The 15,517-nt window shown below is 61.0% G+C and carries 10 protein-coding genes and 1 pseudogene; 5 read left to right on the top strand and 6 right to left on the bottom strand.

Annotated elements, in window-relative coordinates; all coding sequences use genetic code 11:
* Window positions 1–5: 5 nt before the first annotated feature.
* Window positions 6–1,217, bottom strand: coding sequence for a beta-lactamase family protein (locus HZC36_01195; protein MBI5705586.1), 1,212 nt, complete (start codon window positions 1,215–1,217; stop codon window positions 6–8).
* Window positions 1,218–1,300: 83 nt separating this feature from the next.
* Complete coding sequence (locus tag HZC36_01190) at window positions 1,301–3,529, bottom strand: hypothetical protein (protein ID MBI5705585.1); 2,229 nt, start codon at window positions 3,527–3,529, stop codon at window positions 1,301–1,303.
* Between the two features lie 261 nt (window positions 3,530–3,790).
* Between HZC36_01190 and HZC36_01185 the strand changes: the two genes are divergently transcribed.
* Together HZC36_01185 and HZC36_01180 are read left to right on the top strand one after the other, a co-directional pair.
* Window positions 3,791–6,016, top strand: coding sequence for a hypothetical protein (locus HZC36_01185; protein ID MBI5705584.1), 2,226 nt, complete (start codon window positions 3,791–3,793; stop codon window positions 6,014–6,016).
* A 61-nt stretch (window positions 6,017–6,077) separates the two neighbouring features.
* Window positions 6,078–7,199, top strand: coding sequence for a DUF4268 domain-containing protein (locus tag HZC36_01180; protein ID MBI5705583.1), 1,122 nt, complete (start codon window positions 6,078–6,080; stop codon window positions 7,197–7,199).
* Between the two features lie 66 nt (window positions 7,200–7,265).
* Here the strand turns inward: HZC36_01180 and uvrB are convergent, their stop codons facing one another.
* Window positions 7,266–9,386, bottom strand: a complete 2,121-nt coding sequence (gene uvrB / locus HZC36_01175; GenBank protein MBI5705582.1) for an excinuclease ABC subunit UvrB — start codon at window positions 9,384–9,386, stop codon at window positions 7,266–7,268.
* Window positions 9,387–9,532: 146 nt separating this feature from the next.
* Here uvrB and HZC36_01170 point away from each other — a divergent pair.
* Window positions 9,533–10,084, top strand: a pseudogene (locus HZC36_01170) (four helix bundle protein).
* Window positions 10,085–10,219: 135 nt separating this feature from the next.
* Here the strand turns inward: HZC36_01170 and HZC36_01165 are convergent.
* Window positions 10,220–11,134: a PEP-CTERM sorting domain-containing protein gene (locus HZC36_01165; GenBank protein MBI5705581.1), complete on the bottom strand. Its 915-nt coding sequence runs from the start codon at window positions 11,132–11,134 to the stop codon at window positions 10,220–10,222.
* Between the two features lie 100 nt (window positions 11,135–11,234).
* Window positions 11,235–11,702, bottom strand: coding sequence for a hypothetical protein (locus HZC36_01160; protein MBI5705580.1), 468 nt, complete (start codon window positions 11,700–11,702; stop codon window positions 11,235–11,237).
* A gap of 342 nt (window positions 11,703–12,044) precedes the next feature.
* On the opposite strand from HZC36_01160, the gene HZC36_01155 reads away from it, so the two are divergent.
* Window positions 12,045–12,626, top strand: coding sequence for a CHRD domain-containing protein (locus HZC36_01155; GenBank protein ID MBI5705579.1), 582 nt, complete (start codon window positions 12,045–12,047; stop codon window positions 12,624–12,626).
* A 3-nt stretch (window positions 12,627–12,629) separates the two neighbouring features.
* Here HZC36_01155 and HZC36_01150 read toward each other — a convergent pair whose 3' ends face one another.
* Window positions 12,630–13,085 carry a YdeI/OmpD-associated family protein gene (locus HZC36_01150; protein ID MBI5705578.1) on the bottom strand — a complete coding sequence of 152 codons (456 nt, stop codon included), beginning with the start codon at window positions 13,083–13,085 and terminating at the stop codon, window positions 12,630–12,632.
* A 104-nt stretch (window positions 13,086–13,189) separates the two neighbouring features.
* On the opposite strand from HZC36_01150, the gene HZC36_01145 reads away from it, so the two are divergent.
* Window positions 13,190–15,517, top strand: a 2,328-nt coding sequence (locus tag HZC36_01145; GenBank protein ID MBI5705577.1) for a discoidin domain-containing protein, incomplete at its 3' end; no start/stop codon positions are given.

Genomic DNA, 15,517 nt, shown 5'->3' with positions numbered 1-15,517 from the left:
GCGCCCTAGCGAAACGCCCGAAACAGGTCGTGCGTCGGCCAGCGCTTGACCCTCGACGCAGCGCGATGCAAAGCGTGGTCGATTTCGCCTTCCGGTGGATCGCCCGACCCCGGCCGACGATTGAAGAGCGCCGCCCAGGACATGCCGTTGGACAGTCGCACCCAAAGCGTGTAGGTCCCCGGCATCGCGCCGGCGTGCCAGAAGTTTGCTTTGCCGGAGCGTCCCTGAGGCCTAACCATCGAGCCCATCGTGTAGAAGGCATCCGCGAGCTTGCCGTCGGCGCCGCGAGAAACGGGCTCATGGGGCGGCGCCAGCACGTCGGCCGCCATCCCGGGCGTGACGAACGGCGTTTGCAGCAAGCGGCTCAGCTTCATCAGGTCCACCGCCGATGCGATCCAGCCGCCGTGCGCATCCATCGTTAGCGGATCCAGGTTGTAGGCTGCCGGCACGCGCGGGCCACTGGGATCGAAGATGGAGCGAACGTTGCCATCCGAGAAGTAGTAGGTCTCCTGGGGGGTCATCTCGGAGAGCGCCGACTTCCCGATCGCCATTCCCTTGATCCCGGCGGGAGTCAACAGCAGGCTCTTCACCGCATCCTCATAGCTCTTGCCCGTCACCTTCTCGATGATCCTCCCGAGCACGCAGTAGCCGAAGTTGGAGTAGTGGTACTCGGCGCCAGGATCGCTGTCCAGCGGCCTGCCGAGCATCCAGCGAATCACGTCGTTGCTCGTCGGCGGCCCCTTGATGCCCAGGTCCTTCACGATGCGGGCCGCCTGAAACATGGGGTCGCCGCTCTTATCCCGGTTCCAGCCGCCGGTGTGCTGCAAGAGTTGGAGCACGGTGACCCTCAGCAGGCGTTTGTCGGCGACGTCCTTTTCCGAGAAGCCAAGAAGCTCGAATGCCCGGTCCTCGTACCTAAGCTTGCCCTCGGCTTTGAGCCTCATCGCAACCAGCCCAGTGATCGGCTTGCTGACGCTGGCGAGCCGGAAGAGCGTGTCCGGCTGGACGGGCTTGGTCTTGTCCTTGTCCGCAAACCCATAGCCCCTCGCGAAGATCAGCTTGCCGTCTCGCAACACGGCCAGCGAGCCGCCAGGAATATGGTGCGACTCCATATGAGCCAGCATCTCCTCGTCAAAGCCGGCCAATTCTGGGACCGTCTTTCCGGTCACCGGAACCTCGGAAGCCAGAACCGAGCAGATCAGCGCAAGTGAGAGCATTGAGGGTGAATGTACCCTTGCGTTGGCGTTCGAACGTCATCCATCACAGGGGGCAAATCGATGCGTCGCAACTCCGAATCCCCCTAGTGCTTTGCTTTGGGAGGAGGTGGACCCAGTTCACCGTCCTTAACCTGCTGGTCAAACTGCTTAAAATACTCCGGCAATCGCTGCACCAGGTTCGCTGGGAGATTCTGCAGCGTGAACGCGTCCTTGGGGTCCTCGACGTGGTGCGACAACTCAGCGCTGCAGGTCAGATAGGGCGCCAGATTGAATGTGAAGCTCGCGCGCAATCGGGTCGATGGACAAAACTTGGCCTTTGAGTAGTCGATCGGATCCGAGTCCTTGTCCTGCAGCTCGGGGTGATTGCGCATGTAGAGGATGAGAGCGATGCCCTCTTCACTGGAGCTGGTGCTGACCGTTCCACCGTCGGCGTCAACGTAGAGCATCTCCAATTCGGCATCGGACTGTTCTTGCAGCTCAATCCAGCCGTGGCTGTCGAGGCCGTGTACGAAGAACTGGGTTTTCTCACGCTCAAGATCAGAATAGAGTTGTTTCGCGTCCTCCAATTCGTCTTCGGATTGCGGAAAAACCTCTTGCAGATCCACCCGAGCGTCTTCAAGGAAGAAGCGAAGAAATGTCTCCTTGACGGCAGGCATCAGTTCGCCAAAGTAAACCCTTCCTCCACGCCTGAGGGTCATCCTCTGAATCTCGGTGAGGGACCCATAGGCTTTGGCCAGCCAGAAGGGGTCGAAACTGGCATCCGACATAAGGCTGTGGAACTCTGATTCGCAGATATCATTGGCTGTACCCTCTGTATCGTTGTTCGTTTTGGCGGCGTAAGCCGCATAGTCGCCAATGGTGACCATGTTCGTTCGAGCCACGGCCCGCTTCAACTGCGTCAACGCGTTGCGGCTCAAACGGCATTCGGTATCCCATTGCGGGTCGGCTGGGCGGATCAGGAACCAGCCGTCACGGTCCTCCAACCTCGAGCCATATCCACCAAAGAACTCAAGAACCGAGCTCGAGGTCGCCTTGAGGTCGTCGAGCCCGAAGCCGCAATTGATGTAGGAGTCAGGTAGGCAGGCGGCGAGGTTCCTTCCCCTTTGGGCCGACGCTTTGATGAGCGCCTCAGAAGCGAGCAACGAAAGCGGCTCATAGGCATCCGGCCTCAGCAGCCGTTCCAATAGATCGGCACTTGGCTTGCGACCGCGATCGTCTCGGCTATCCCAGGAGATCAGGTTGGCATACTCCCGACCTAGCGGAGAGATCTCAAGGACCGGTTCCCCTAGCGCTTGCGATGGTGCTTCTGTGTCGGCCTTCCCCACCTGCATGGATTCGAGACCCACAAACGCCCCCATGAGCTGGGAACCGTCTTGTCCGTAGCAGTTCATCTCGACATAGATTGCAGCAGTATCGTCGATCATTGGATTGAGCTTAAGGATGACTTTTCGTGGCAACTGGGCAGCGATTTTGGTCGCTTGCTCAGCAAACCGAATCGCTCCGGCAGAGAAGACCCTAAGGGAGTCCTCATCATCCTCCTCGACCTTGTCCTTCTCATGGACCTTCTCGAAGGCCGCTGCCGATGCGTTGTTTTCGGCGACGAACTGCCGCCACTGAGAGGCAGAAACCGTCAGCGGGCGCTCAAGTTTGGTCGGATTGGTGGCGAGGACGATGGCCGTATGACTTCCTGCGCAAAGCTTCGCAAGTTCGTCTGGTCCGAGCCGCCGAAGCAGCCCAAGAATGAACCGTGAGCCTGCACTGAACTCCAGTGAGGCAGCTAAGCGATGCTGTCTATCTCGCTCATAGTCGTAGTTGTTTGATTCCACTTCTTCCGAGACTTGATTCGCGATGTCGCGTGAGTCAAACCGTCGCTGTTCTTCAAGTCGTTCGTTCTCGTACCTGGCGAGCATCTTCTCAAAGGTCAAAGGGCCGACTCGATCCTGGAACTGGCCCATCTCATCCAGCAAGGTTCTCAGAGGCTCGCGAATCTCGGATCGCAGCCTTTCGGTGATCGAAGCGACGTCCTGTGACGAGCGGCTAAGGACGTAACCATCTCCACGGGACGTCCAACTTGCTGAAGTGGCTTGGCCGATTTCTTTGAGCACTTCACCAAGCGGTGCATCTCGGAAACTGAGGATCAGTATGTCCTTGCTAATGGGTCCACTGACCGTCAGCGTCGTCCCAGTAGCGCTCGAAAGGGAAGCCAGCACCTGCGAAACGGTGGCCGCCGGCCCTTCAAAGGAGAACCGCTGTTGGAGCAGGTCGGAATGTCCGTGTCGCGCGAGTGTAATGAAGATCAAGGCAGCAATCATGGCCGTACTTGTGTCCCCCAATGATTATCCAACGGATGGCGATAGGAAAAGCTCCGGAATTCAGGCTTTTTCTCGCCCTCCCAACCGCACCCGGAGGAAGGGCTAGCCACGAACTGCAGCCTCCTGCTTAGGGGGCTCTGATCATCGCCCAGATCTCTGTCAGCGGTGTCGCCATAGTGCCAATCTGGAGCTTTCGCCTTCCGCTGAGTTCCCAACGAGACTCCTGAGACGCTCTGCGACGCTCCGAGGTAAACCCAACTCATGTTTACCGTTGCCGCGCTCCTCTTCCTCGATAGCGAGCTCCGACTCTGGACGCGCGAGGCCGGCGCCGGGACGCTGGCCCAAGAGAACGGCATATACCGCGTCGAGCACAAGGGCAAGCAGGACTGGAGCCTTCAAGCCGACGAGTCGTTCAAGATCAAGCCCGGCGACCTCATCGAGGTCCGCGCAATCGGCCGGAGGGAAGGTAACGCAGAGGTTGCGGCCGCCGTCTTCGACGCCAAGCAAGAAGCTCTCGATTGGATGCTTGGCGCAACTCTGCTTTCGGCAACCGCCAATATGGCCTCGACCGTTACGCGATTCATCGCGCCCGAGCGCTCCGTCACCTACCGGCCGCGTATCGTGGGTTCCGGGCCTGGCAAGGTCTGGCTCTCCAAGCTCGAAGCGCGCCTGCTCGGGAGCGTCGCCGATCAACTTGCCAAGGTCCCCCCGACGACCACCATCCAAAGAGCGCCCCTGCAACTCACCCTCAACCGCGACGGCAGTGCCGAAGTCATCGACCTCCGCAACAAACGCACCTGGCACACAACAGACACCGAATCGGGGCTCCTCCCGACCGACATCGCCAAGACCCAGGACGGCATCGAGGTCAAGGGACTCGACCCCAAGACAGCGCTCGAACGCACCGTGAGCTTCAAGCTCGCCGGAGACGAAGTCCGCATCGCCCTGCACGGGCAGGGCGCCGTTCGGTGGTTGGAATACCCCGGCGGCTTTGAGACCCCTGCAGGCAGCTCGATCGTGCTGCCGATGAATGAGGGCATCGCCTACCCCGTGGAAGACCCCGACGTGCCCCAATGGACGCTCGTGGCCTATGGCGGCCATGGCATCTGTATGCCGTGGTGGGGGGTCGCAGATCGAGGCGCGGCCTGCATGACGCTGCTTGAAACCCCCGACGATGCCGGCGTGCGATTGCGCCGCGTAAGCGGCCTGTCGGTGGCGGGGCCAGCCTGGGAGGGCCAGAAAGGGCAGTTCGGCTACGCGCGCAAAATGCGCTGGCGGTTCTTCGCAAAGGGCGACCACGTTTCAATGGCCAAGGCCTATCGGGCTTACGTCAAGGCTCAAGGGCGGCTGGTCACACTCGCTGAGAAACGCAAGACCGTGCCCGCTGTGGACAAGTTGCTCGGCGCGGTGAACCTCTGGACCTGGGACGCCAAAAAGGCCGAACTCGCCAAGGGGCTCAAAGCGGCAGGGATGGACCGTGTGCTCTGGAGCGGCGGCGGCGATCCCGGGCAGCTTCGCGCCATCCGCGATCTCGGCTTTCTGGCCGGGCGCTACGACATCGTGCAGGACGTGATGGACCCCGCGCAATACCCAAACCTGCCCTGGACGCACCCGGATTGGCCGGCCGCCGCCTGGCCGAAGGACCTCATGCGCGGACCGGACGGGGACTGGATCAAGGGATGGGAGGTCGACGACAAGCAGGGCAAGCGCGTGCCGTGCGGCGTTCTCTGCGACCGGCAGGCGATCCCCTATGTCGACGAACGGATCGGCAACGAGCTGAAAACCCACCCCTACGAGGCGCGGTTCATGGACACGACCACGGCGAGCCCCTGGCGCGAGTGCTACGACCGCAACCACCCGGTGACGCGCACCGAAAGCCGAATCTGGAAGATGAAGCTCTTGGAGCTGATGAGCGGCAAATATCACCTGGTCACGGGCTCGGAGACCGGCCACGACGCGGCCGTTCCCTATGTGCACTACTTCGAGGGGATGCTCTCGCTCGGCCCCTACCGGACTGAGGACGCCGGCCGAGATATGACCAAGGAATGGGCCGTGCCGCCAAAGGAACTGGCCCATTTCCAGCTCGGCTACAAGTACCGCCTTCCCTTGTGGGAACTTGTCTATCACGACTGCGTGGTGGCGCAATGGTATTGGGGCGACCACAGCCATAAGCTGCCTTCGCTGTGGACGCTGCGCGACCGGTTCAACGCGCTCTATGGCACACCGCCGCTCTTCTGGCTGACTCTGGATCGGTTCCAGAAGGAGCCTGCCCGGTTCCTTCAGAGCTACCTTGACACGGTGCCGATCGCTCGCGCGACGGCCTACGCCGAGATGACCGCGCACCGGTTTCTGACGCCGGACAGGACGGTGCAAGAAACGGAGTTCTCGAACGGGGTTCGCGTGCGGGTCAATTTCGGAGATAGGGAGGTTAAGCTGAAGGATGGGGTGGACCTTCCAGGCTTGGGGTTGTGGTGGAGGAAGAGATAAGGTGCGACTCATCTCGGAGCTGCCATCGGTAATATAGGATTCAATGAGTTCGGATAGTCACTTGGCTGAAGCGATCGCGAAGGCCCAAAGGTACTTCTCGGAGTTACCGGCTCCGCCGAATGAGGCGAACACGTGTTCTTGGGTCATACACCCCCTCCTGCTTGCCGCAGGATATGAACATCATGAGATCCATGGCGAAGTGGGGGGCGCTTCCGGCAAGATTCCCGACTTTACTTTGCTCCCAAAAACGAACTGGACCTGGTTTGTCGAAGCAAAGGCCTGGGACGTCAAGCTTGATAACTGGCACGTCGACCAAGCTCTGTTCTATGCCCATGCCAATGGTAAACGGTGGGTAGTTCTCACAAACGGTAAGGAGTGGAGGCTTTTCGACGACAGCATTGCGGGAATGTCTGAGGACAGGCTTGTGGCTTCATCGTACTTGCAGAACACGGACGAGATGGCCGCCTTCCTCGGCGCTGTTTCCAAGTCCTCGATGCTCGAGCAACGAATTGAGGTGTATGCTACTTCCAAGAGAGTCCGAAAGGCATTGCTCAAGGCTTTATCCGAACCATCTTCCGGCGTCATTGCTTCAATCGTCAAGACGCTGTCGAAGGAGCTAAACGCTCCGAACATCACAGCACAAATGGTGGTCAATAGCATTCCATCATCTAGCATGAAAACTACCGATGATGCATGTCCCAAGACAGGTGTGGAGGATAAAGCGTCCGAGTCCTTAACAAAAGACGATCCTATGCAGCCTAGCCAGTATCTGAAATACTGGGCGGACTTTAGGACTTTTCTGCTCCAGAAAGACTGTCCAGTAAAGCCGGGGAAGGCAGGCGACCAATCCTGGCTCGATTTCTCTCAATATGGCAATGGAGTTGGGCTCGTCGCCGTCGGAGGATGGCGTGACAGTTATCTCTCCATTCAACTCTACATCCGCGATGATCCTAACAAAATCAAGTTCGATTACTTCCTGGAGCATCGCGGGTCAATTGATGCGGCGATTACTGGGTTGATCTGGGACAGGAAAGCAGGGTGCAAGGCAAGCTCCATCGATTTGCGCCTCAGTGGCACCGACCTAAAGAACGAATCACAGAGGGCTGCTCAACACCAGTGGATGTTTGATAGCATCGTGCGCTTCCACACCGTGTTTAGCCCCCTGGTGAAGAAACTCGTATAGCCAACGCCGGAGTCGGAAGCCCAAGCCCAACCAAAGAAAACATGGATTCAAGTAGGGTCAGACACGTCAGACTTTCCCCCTCTCCCTCCCAGGCAGCTTTCTTTTTCCGACTCCCAACCTTCCCTCGCTGACGCCCATCAGCTTGCGGAGGTCCATGATTTCATCGCGCACGCGAGCGGCCTCCTCAAACTGCATGTCCTTCGCATAGCGCTTCATCTGCCGCTCGAGGTCTTCGATAAGGATCGGGAGATCCGAAAGGTCTACGGACTCCCCACGCGAAGAGCGAAGGGCGAGGGGCGAGTCTGGATCGGAGCCATAGCCCGCGCGCTTTTCTGCCGTCCCCATTGCGCCCGCCGAGCCCGTCGCTTCTTCTCCACTGTAGGCGTGGATCGTCTCCCGCACGATCTTCTGGATGGTCTGCGGCTTTGTGCCGTGGACCTCGTTGTAGTCCGCCTGAACCTTGCGCCGACGGTTGGTCTCCTCGATCGCCCGCGCCATCGAGCCCGTGATGTTGTCCGCGTACATCAGCACCTTGCCCTGCATGTGCCGCGCCGCGCGCCCGATGGTCTGCACCAACGACGTCTCCGACCTCAGAAACCCTTCCTTGTCCGCATCCAGAATCGCTACGAGCGAGACCTCGGGCAAGTCCAATCCCTCCCGCAAGAGGTTCACGCCCACGACCACGTCATAGACGCCCAATCGCAGGTCGCGCAGAATTTCCGGCCGCTCCAGCGAGTGGACGTTCGAGTGCAGGTAGTTCACTTTGATGCCCAGGTCGCGCAGGTAGGTCGAGAGGTCCTCGGCCATCTTTTTGGTCAGCGTCGTGACCAGCGTGCGCTCGCCCTTGGCGACCCGCGACTGCACTTCGTGCATCAGGTCGTCGATCTGGCCCTTGGTCGGGCGGATCTCCACCTCGGGGTCCACGATGTAGGTCGGGCGGATAATCTGCTCGACCCTCTGCGCCTCGTTTTCGATCTCAAAGGGTCCGGGCGTCGCGCTCACGAACACCACCTGCGGCACGCGGGCCAGGAATTCATCGAACGTAAGCGGTCGGTTGTCCAGCGCGCTCGGCAGGCGGAAGCCGAAATCGACCAGCACGCTCTTGCGCTGGCGGTCGCCGTTGAACATCGCCCTTATCTGCGGCAGCGTCTGGTGCGATTCGTCGATGAATACCACGGCGTTGCTGGGGAGAAAGTCGAGCAGCGTATAGGGCGGCGTGCCCGGTTCGCGCCCGTCGAAGTACCGCGAGTAGTTCTCGATGCCGGAGCAATAGCCCACCTCGCGCATCATTTCGAGGTCGAACTCCACGCGCTGCCTCAGGCGCTGGGCTTCGAGCAGCTTGTTGTTGTCCTTGAAGACCTTCTCCTGGACCTCCATTTCGGCGCGGATCAGCTCCATCACGCTGTCCAGCCTCTCCCAGGGGGTCACGTAGTGGGTGGCGGGAAAGACGGACAGCCGCGTGGGCTCGTCGAGCACGTCGCGGGTGAGCGGGTCGATCAGCCGGATGCGCTCGACCGTGTCGCCGAAGAACTCCACGCGCGTGATGAGTTCCTCGTCCTTGGGCTGGATCTCGATCGTGTCGCCGCGAACCCGGAAGGTGCCCCGCTCCAGCACCATGTCGTTCCGGGTGAACTGCATGTGAACCAGCTTGCGGATGGCCTCCTTGACGTCCAGTTGCGCGCCCTTTTCGAAGGTGACCACCGACTCCATGTAGAGGTCGGGCGAACCCAGGCCATAGATGCACGACACGCTGGCGATGATGACCACGTCGCGCCGCTCCAGCACCGCCTGAGTGGCCGCATGGCGAAGGCGGTCGATCTCCTCGTTCACCGAGGAGTCCTTCTCGATATAGGTGTCGGTGCCGGGGATATAGGCCTCGGGCTGGTAGTAGTCGTAATAGCTGATGAAGTACTGGACCGAGTTCTCGGGGAAGAACGCGCGGAACTCCTGGCAGAGCTGCGCCGCGAGCGTCTTGTTGTGCGCGATGATCAGCGCCGGACGCTGGGAGCGCTGGATGACCGAGGCCATCGTGTAGGTTTTGCCGGTGCCAGTCGCGCCGAGCAGGGTCTGGAAGCGAAAGCCGGAGTCGAGCCCATCCACCAGGCCCGAAATGGCCTGCTCCTGGTCCCCCTTGGGCTGGAACTCCTGGGAGAGGGCGAACGGGGTCTCGAAGTGGACGATGGACATGAGGCGTGTACGGAATTCTACTACATGGGAGTAGGGTTGATGGTCAGACGAGTCGGACGGGTCTGACGGGTCAGACGCGTCAGAAAGGTCGGACTGGTCCGACACGTCCGACCCGTCCGACCCTAACAGAGGGTAACCTCCCGCCCATGTCGGAGCCTGGACCGCTCATCCCCAAGCACGGCGGATATCGCAAGCTCCGGGCATACCAGATTGCCGAGATCATCCATGACGGCACCGTCGTATTCTGTAAGCGTGCGATCTCGAATCGGTCCAGAACCACAGACCAAATGGTGCAAGCCGCCCGCAGCGGTAAGCAAAACATCGCCGAGGGCAGCGCTGCTTCGGCGACCTCGAAGAAGACGGAACTCAAGCTAATCGGCGTAGCATGCGCCAGCCTTGAAGAGCTGCTGATCGACTATGAGGACTACTTACGGCAAAACAAGCTCGGGCTTTGGGACAAGAACCATCCTAAGGCTGTGTTCATTCGCAATCTGGGCCAAGAGAGAGCAAACACCTACGAGACTTATCGCACCTACATTGAGGAAAAGTCGCTCGAAAGCGCTGCCAACACCATGATCTGCCTGATCAACCAGGCAACCTACTTGCTGCGACGGCTGATGAAGCGCCTAGAGGCGGACTTTCTTTCTGAAGGCGGCTTCACCGAGAAGCTCTATAGAGAGAGGTCAAAGAGGAGATCGGCGGACCTGTCTGACAAGTCCGACGGGTCCGACCAGTCCGATGAGCCGACGCGTCCGACACCTCCGACCAGCCCGACAGGCCCAAATAGTCTGACGGGTCTGACTGTGCAGACCCGTCGAACTAACCAGATACGCCTAGACCCGCCTTCGCCTGATCAGCGCCAGACCGCCCAGTGCGAGCACCAACAGCCCGCTGGGCTCGGGTACGAGCTCTACCGTCGGCACGGTACCCGTCATGGAAACCCAGTGCCAGTCGCCGAGATAGAGGCCGCCGACGACTCCCATGTAGCCCTGATACGTCCCGGTCGGAATCGCACCCGCTGCCTTCCAAGCGGTGTGGCCATCGGTCCGGCTCCCCCCAGCCACGATTTCCTCTTCCCACCAGTCGCCTTCCCAGCCAACATGGGTGAGCGAGTCGGTGCCTTGCGACATCCCTCCGCCCGAGAAGAACCAAGTCGTTGAAAAGAACGACCGGTTGGGCATGTGGTTCTGAACGGTCATTGCGACTTGGGTCACTTCGCCGTAGTGGATCACGCCAGGCGTGGCTTCGCCGGTCGCCGAGACGTCCAGGCGAGCAGCAACTTCGAACACGTACTGGATGCTCGCCAAGAGGTCCGTCGCATTCGCATCGGCGCCACCGATGATGTCGAGCGTGAAGTCGTAGACCCCCGGGTCTACGTTATAGACATCACCCCACCTGCTGGCGAGACCGCCGACGTACCAGTTCGTATCGCCAGAGATCGCCGTGCCAAAGGTGTAGGTGCCGTAACCCACCCCGGGGTCGTAATAACTGAACAAGCCAGACGGGGTGAAAAAGTCAATGTCCGGGTCCCAGGTCGTTCCGCCTGTAATCGCCATCGCGTTGATGAACGTATCGGGATCGGCTCCCGAGTGACTGATCCAGCCATCATAGGCGGTCTGCGACATGAACATGTTGCTCGTGTCGTTGAAACCGGACAAGGTGCTGTAATAGGGCGACGCCGACAACTGGCCAAGAGCGCAGGCGGCGGCCAAAGAACAAAGAACCCCCAGTGGGGCACGATAAACCATGGTGGTCTCCTCCAGAGGCTATTGTGCTCCTCAAATTGCCGGGCCAATATCTGCACTTTTGTACTGATTGCTTCATCGGAAAGAACCCGTATTATTGCTGTCAGCTTTTGTGTTGAAATCCTATCTCTATGGCGGAATCCGCAAGGGCCATTGCAATGGCTGCCCGCAGTGGCTCGTCAACTGATGGGTCGAAAGGAGGCATTTGCTCCCAGTCGTAGGCGAAGATCGGCTTGGTGCGGACCTCCTCCGGCTCATCCAAATACCTGGGCACAACATGTGCGTGCAGCGCAGGATCTTGGTTCCCAAGAATCTCGTAGTTGATCCTTGCCGCTCCGGTGACGGCGAGCAGAGCATCGCCGAGCGCCGCCATGTCCATCAGGAACTGCCGACGTTCGGAGCCCTGCAACTCATTGAGGTTGGCCACCACGGGATCTGGGAGCAACAGGCACTGCCCACGAGTCACCTGCCGATCTGCCAAGATCGCCCACCCAGACCTCATGCGCGCAATCAACGCCGGACTCCCTTGGGCTCGCAAGGCGTCCACACGTCTGTGAATCACAGTGGCCATGCCCTTCACGCTACCCGCCACGCGCCCTTTCCCGCGCAATGCTGCGTCAATGTGTGCGTGAAATGCCTCCGCCTCTTCCGAGGCGGAGGCTTCAACAGCGCGTTTCCAGGCTTAAGGCCCCCATCCCGATGATCGGGACTGAGGCTTCCAGAGCCGCCATCACCGAACACAATAACGCAGCTTGGCGTGGGCCGGGCTGGTAATTTTACAGGTTTTGCGGTGCGCCGACAAGCTAACTTTGCGCTTTCGTAAAGATTGCCTTATACTGGAGGGACCATACCTCTGCTCGTGAGGTATTTGCGGGGCTGGCCCGTGCAAAGCCGGCCCAGTAAGGAGGGACAAATGAATCTTCGAACCTATTCTGTACTTGCTGGCCTAGCGGTAGTCGCCGCCCACTCGTTTGGCGCCATTTTGGTCTATGGCGGCGACTTTAGCGGCCTGAACGAATCGCCGCCGAACGCTTCGCCTGCGACCGGAACCGCTCGCGTGACGATTGACGACGTGGCGAACACCATGCGCGTCCAGATCGACTTCAGCGGCCTGACCGCCGGCAACACCGCAGCCCACATCCACGCCCGGGCTGACTCTTCGACCGCCAATGGCGGAGTGGCCACCACGACCCCAACGTTCACCGGCTTTCCGACCGGCACGACCTCGGGCTCCTATGACCACACGTTCGACATGACGCTGACGAGCAGCTTCAACGCTTCCTTCGTCACCGCCAACGGGGGTACTGCGGCGAGTGCATGGGCCGCCCTTCGCGCCAAGATGGCGGACGGCCTCACTTACGCCAACGTCCACACCTCGACCTACCCCGGCGGCGAGATCCGGGCGAACCTCGGCCCAGTACCCGAGCCTGCCAGCCTTGCGGTGCTTGGCCTAGGCGCACTGGCGCTCATTTCGCGCCGTCGCCGGGCTGTATAGCCTTCACTTCAGCCGGCCTTCCCGGAGCATCGCCATCATCTCGGCGATGCGCCGGGACCGGGTCTCTTGGCGCTTGGCCGAGTCGATCCACCGCATGTAGTTCTTGCGGTGAAAGCTCGTCAGCGAGTCGAAGAACGCCCGGCTCTCGGGGCTCGTGGCAAACGCCGCCGTGAGGTCCTCTGCGAGAGCGTCGGACTGGGGCCCTTCGGGCTTTACGGCGACCTCGACGGCATCCCCCACCTTGAGTCTGTTGTCCCGCAACCACGCGGGACCCGTCGGCAATCCCCAGACTTCGCTGTAGGCCGTAACGGTTCCGCGCCATGTCGCGCCACCGATCGTGCCGTTCAGACAGTGCCGGCCCTTGACGCCCCAGACCGAGTCCGGATGAAAGCCGAGCGGGACCATCGTGCGGCCTCCCATCCTTTCGATGCGGCCGACAAACCGGTGTTCCTTTGACATAAGTGCGGCGATTATGCCCGAACTTGCATGGGCTTCAGCGAGGAACGGAGAGTCAATCAGGTCGAAAAGGGAACGCGCCAACCAAGCAGAACTGTTAGGGGATCATGAAGATCGTAGCGGCTCCCCTCATCTTGGTCCTGATAGCCTTGTCTACGCGGTCCTTTGCCACGCTGGAACCGGCGGACGAGTTCGACTACTTCACGAACAACTGGAACGTTGTCGGGTTAAAGGACTACAGGTTCGGCGCGCGCGTGACGCCGGACAACCGCATCCTGCTCGGCGGCAAAGAGGGCCAAGCCGATCCTAAGACCGCTAGAACGGTGCAGGTCCGCTTCGGTCGGGAACTGACCCTTTTGAGCCGGCAGCAGGGGAAACTGGCCCGCGACGGCTGGATGCCCATCATGGAGATCGCCGCGGCCGACGGGCCGGTCCATTACGAGTTCTCCTATTGGGCGACGCCGATGCCCGGCGTGAAGGACTGGCGCAAGGCATTCGACTGGCCGACCGAGGGCGAGAACTTCCTCGTCTGGGTTCACTACAAGGCCGCCAACCGATCGAACAAGCTGGCTGAGGCGAAGATCGCGATCAAGCTGTCCGGCGGTGCTGCGTCCGGCGATCGTTGGGTTGACAAGAACCTAGCGCCGGGCGAGACGGTCGCGGGAGCGGCCCGATACGCCTACTTCGCGGTGAACGAAGAGCAATCCGCCGCCCTCGAGAAGGAAGACGCCACGCTTTGGCTCTGGCGGACGATCCAATACTGGCGCGGGTTCGAGAGGTCCGCCGCGGCCATCCACGTGCCGTGCCGTAAGGCGACCGACGCGCTGAAGGCGGCGCACGTGTGCCAGATGATCGCCAACGACCACGGCGAGGTGCGGGGCGGCGAGGGCTTCTATGACGAGTTCTACATCCGCGACGGCGCGTATCAGGTGATGGAGCTTGAGGAAGCTGGCCTGTGGGACGCGGCACGGAAGTCGGTTGAGCTGTACCTGCCCCGCCAGCGGGCCGACGGACGGTTCGAGTCGCAGGCCATGCAGTTCGATGCCAACGGGCAGGCGGTGTGGGTGCTGTGGCAGTACTACCAGATCACCGGCGACCGGGCTTGGCTGGAGCGCGTGTACCCGGCGATGGTCAAGGCGGTCGAGTGGACAATGAAGGCTCGCCGGGAAGCGCCGGCCGATTCGCCGTTCGTGGGTCTATTGCCGGCCGCTGTTGCCGACGGCGAGATGCTTTGGGACGGCAAGCACCACATCGTCGGCTACGACCTCTGGAACCTGCGTGGGATGCTCTGCACCGCCGACGCTGCGCGGGCGCTAGGAAAAGCCGAAGGCGAGAAGAAGTGGCGCGCCGAGGCGCAAGACTACCGAAGCGCCATCGACGCCGCCGTCAAGCGGTCCGGCTTGTCGCATTTCCCTCCAAGCTGGGAGAAGGTCGGCACGCACTGGGGCAACACGGAAACGCTCTGGCCGACGGAACTGTTCGGCCGTGACGACGCGCGCGTGAATGCGCTGATCAACCACGTCCGACGCGAGTTCTCAGGCGGCTTCGTTGAGGACACGATACGATGGGTCGGGCAAATGGAGCCGGTGATTCACCCCTACATGGGCGCCTACACGACGATGACGGACCTGGTTCGAGGCAAGGACGAGCAGGTGGTCGAGGACTTCTACTGGTACCTGCTGCACTCGACCGCCGCGCACGCCTTTCCCGAGGGCGTCTACTACATGCGGCGGTTCGCTTGGGGGGACACCATCCCGCACGTCACCGGCGCCGGCAACTACGCCATCATGCTGCGCCACATGCTCGTCCACGAGGCCGGCGACGAATTGCACCTGCTCTCAGCCGTGCCGGATTGGTGGCTGGCCAAGGGCGAGGAGATCCGCATCGAGCGCCTCCCGACGCACTTCGGCGAGATGGGCCTCACTGTCCGAGGGACCGCCAAGGGCGTTGAGGTGGACTTTAGCCCACCGAAGCGGAACCCACCCAAGCGCATCGTGCTTCATCTGCCGACATCGCGTCCCTGGGTGAACCGGATGGCGGGCGTCGAGGTCGTGACTCGCCCCAACCAGAAGCAGAAATGGGACTTTCCGACGGTCGTGAGCAAGTACCTGCGCACCGCGCCTCCCCTCAGCCCGCCCATATTCATCGAATCGTTAACGACCGGCAAGCCGGCCACCTGCTCGCTCGCCTTTCCCGGCATGGAGGCGGCGCGCGCCAACGACGGTATCGTGGACACCGACAGCTATTGGGGCACCGACGTCAACCGGGACAAAGCCGCCTGGTGGCAGGTGGACTTCGAGAAGCCCACCGCAGTTGGGCGCGTCGTCGTGGTGGGCTTCTTCGCCGACAAGCGATCTTACGGCTTCACGGTCGAGGGCTCGCTCGACGGCAAGGGGTGGACCACCCTCGCCGACAGCCGCGACAACAAGGCGCCT

The organism is Armatimonadota bacterium, from assembly GCA_016223145.1.
In the GTDB taxonomy this organism is placed as follows: Bacteria; Armatimonadota; Fimbriimonadia; order Fimbriimonadales; family Fimbriimonadaceae; genus Nitrosymbiomonas.
The sequence above is the reverse complement of the archived record's forward strand: the minus strand, read 5'-3'. Positions and strand labels throughout refer to the sequence as shown.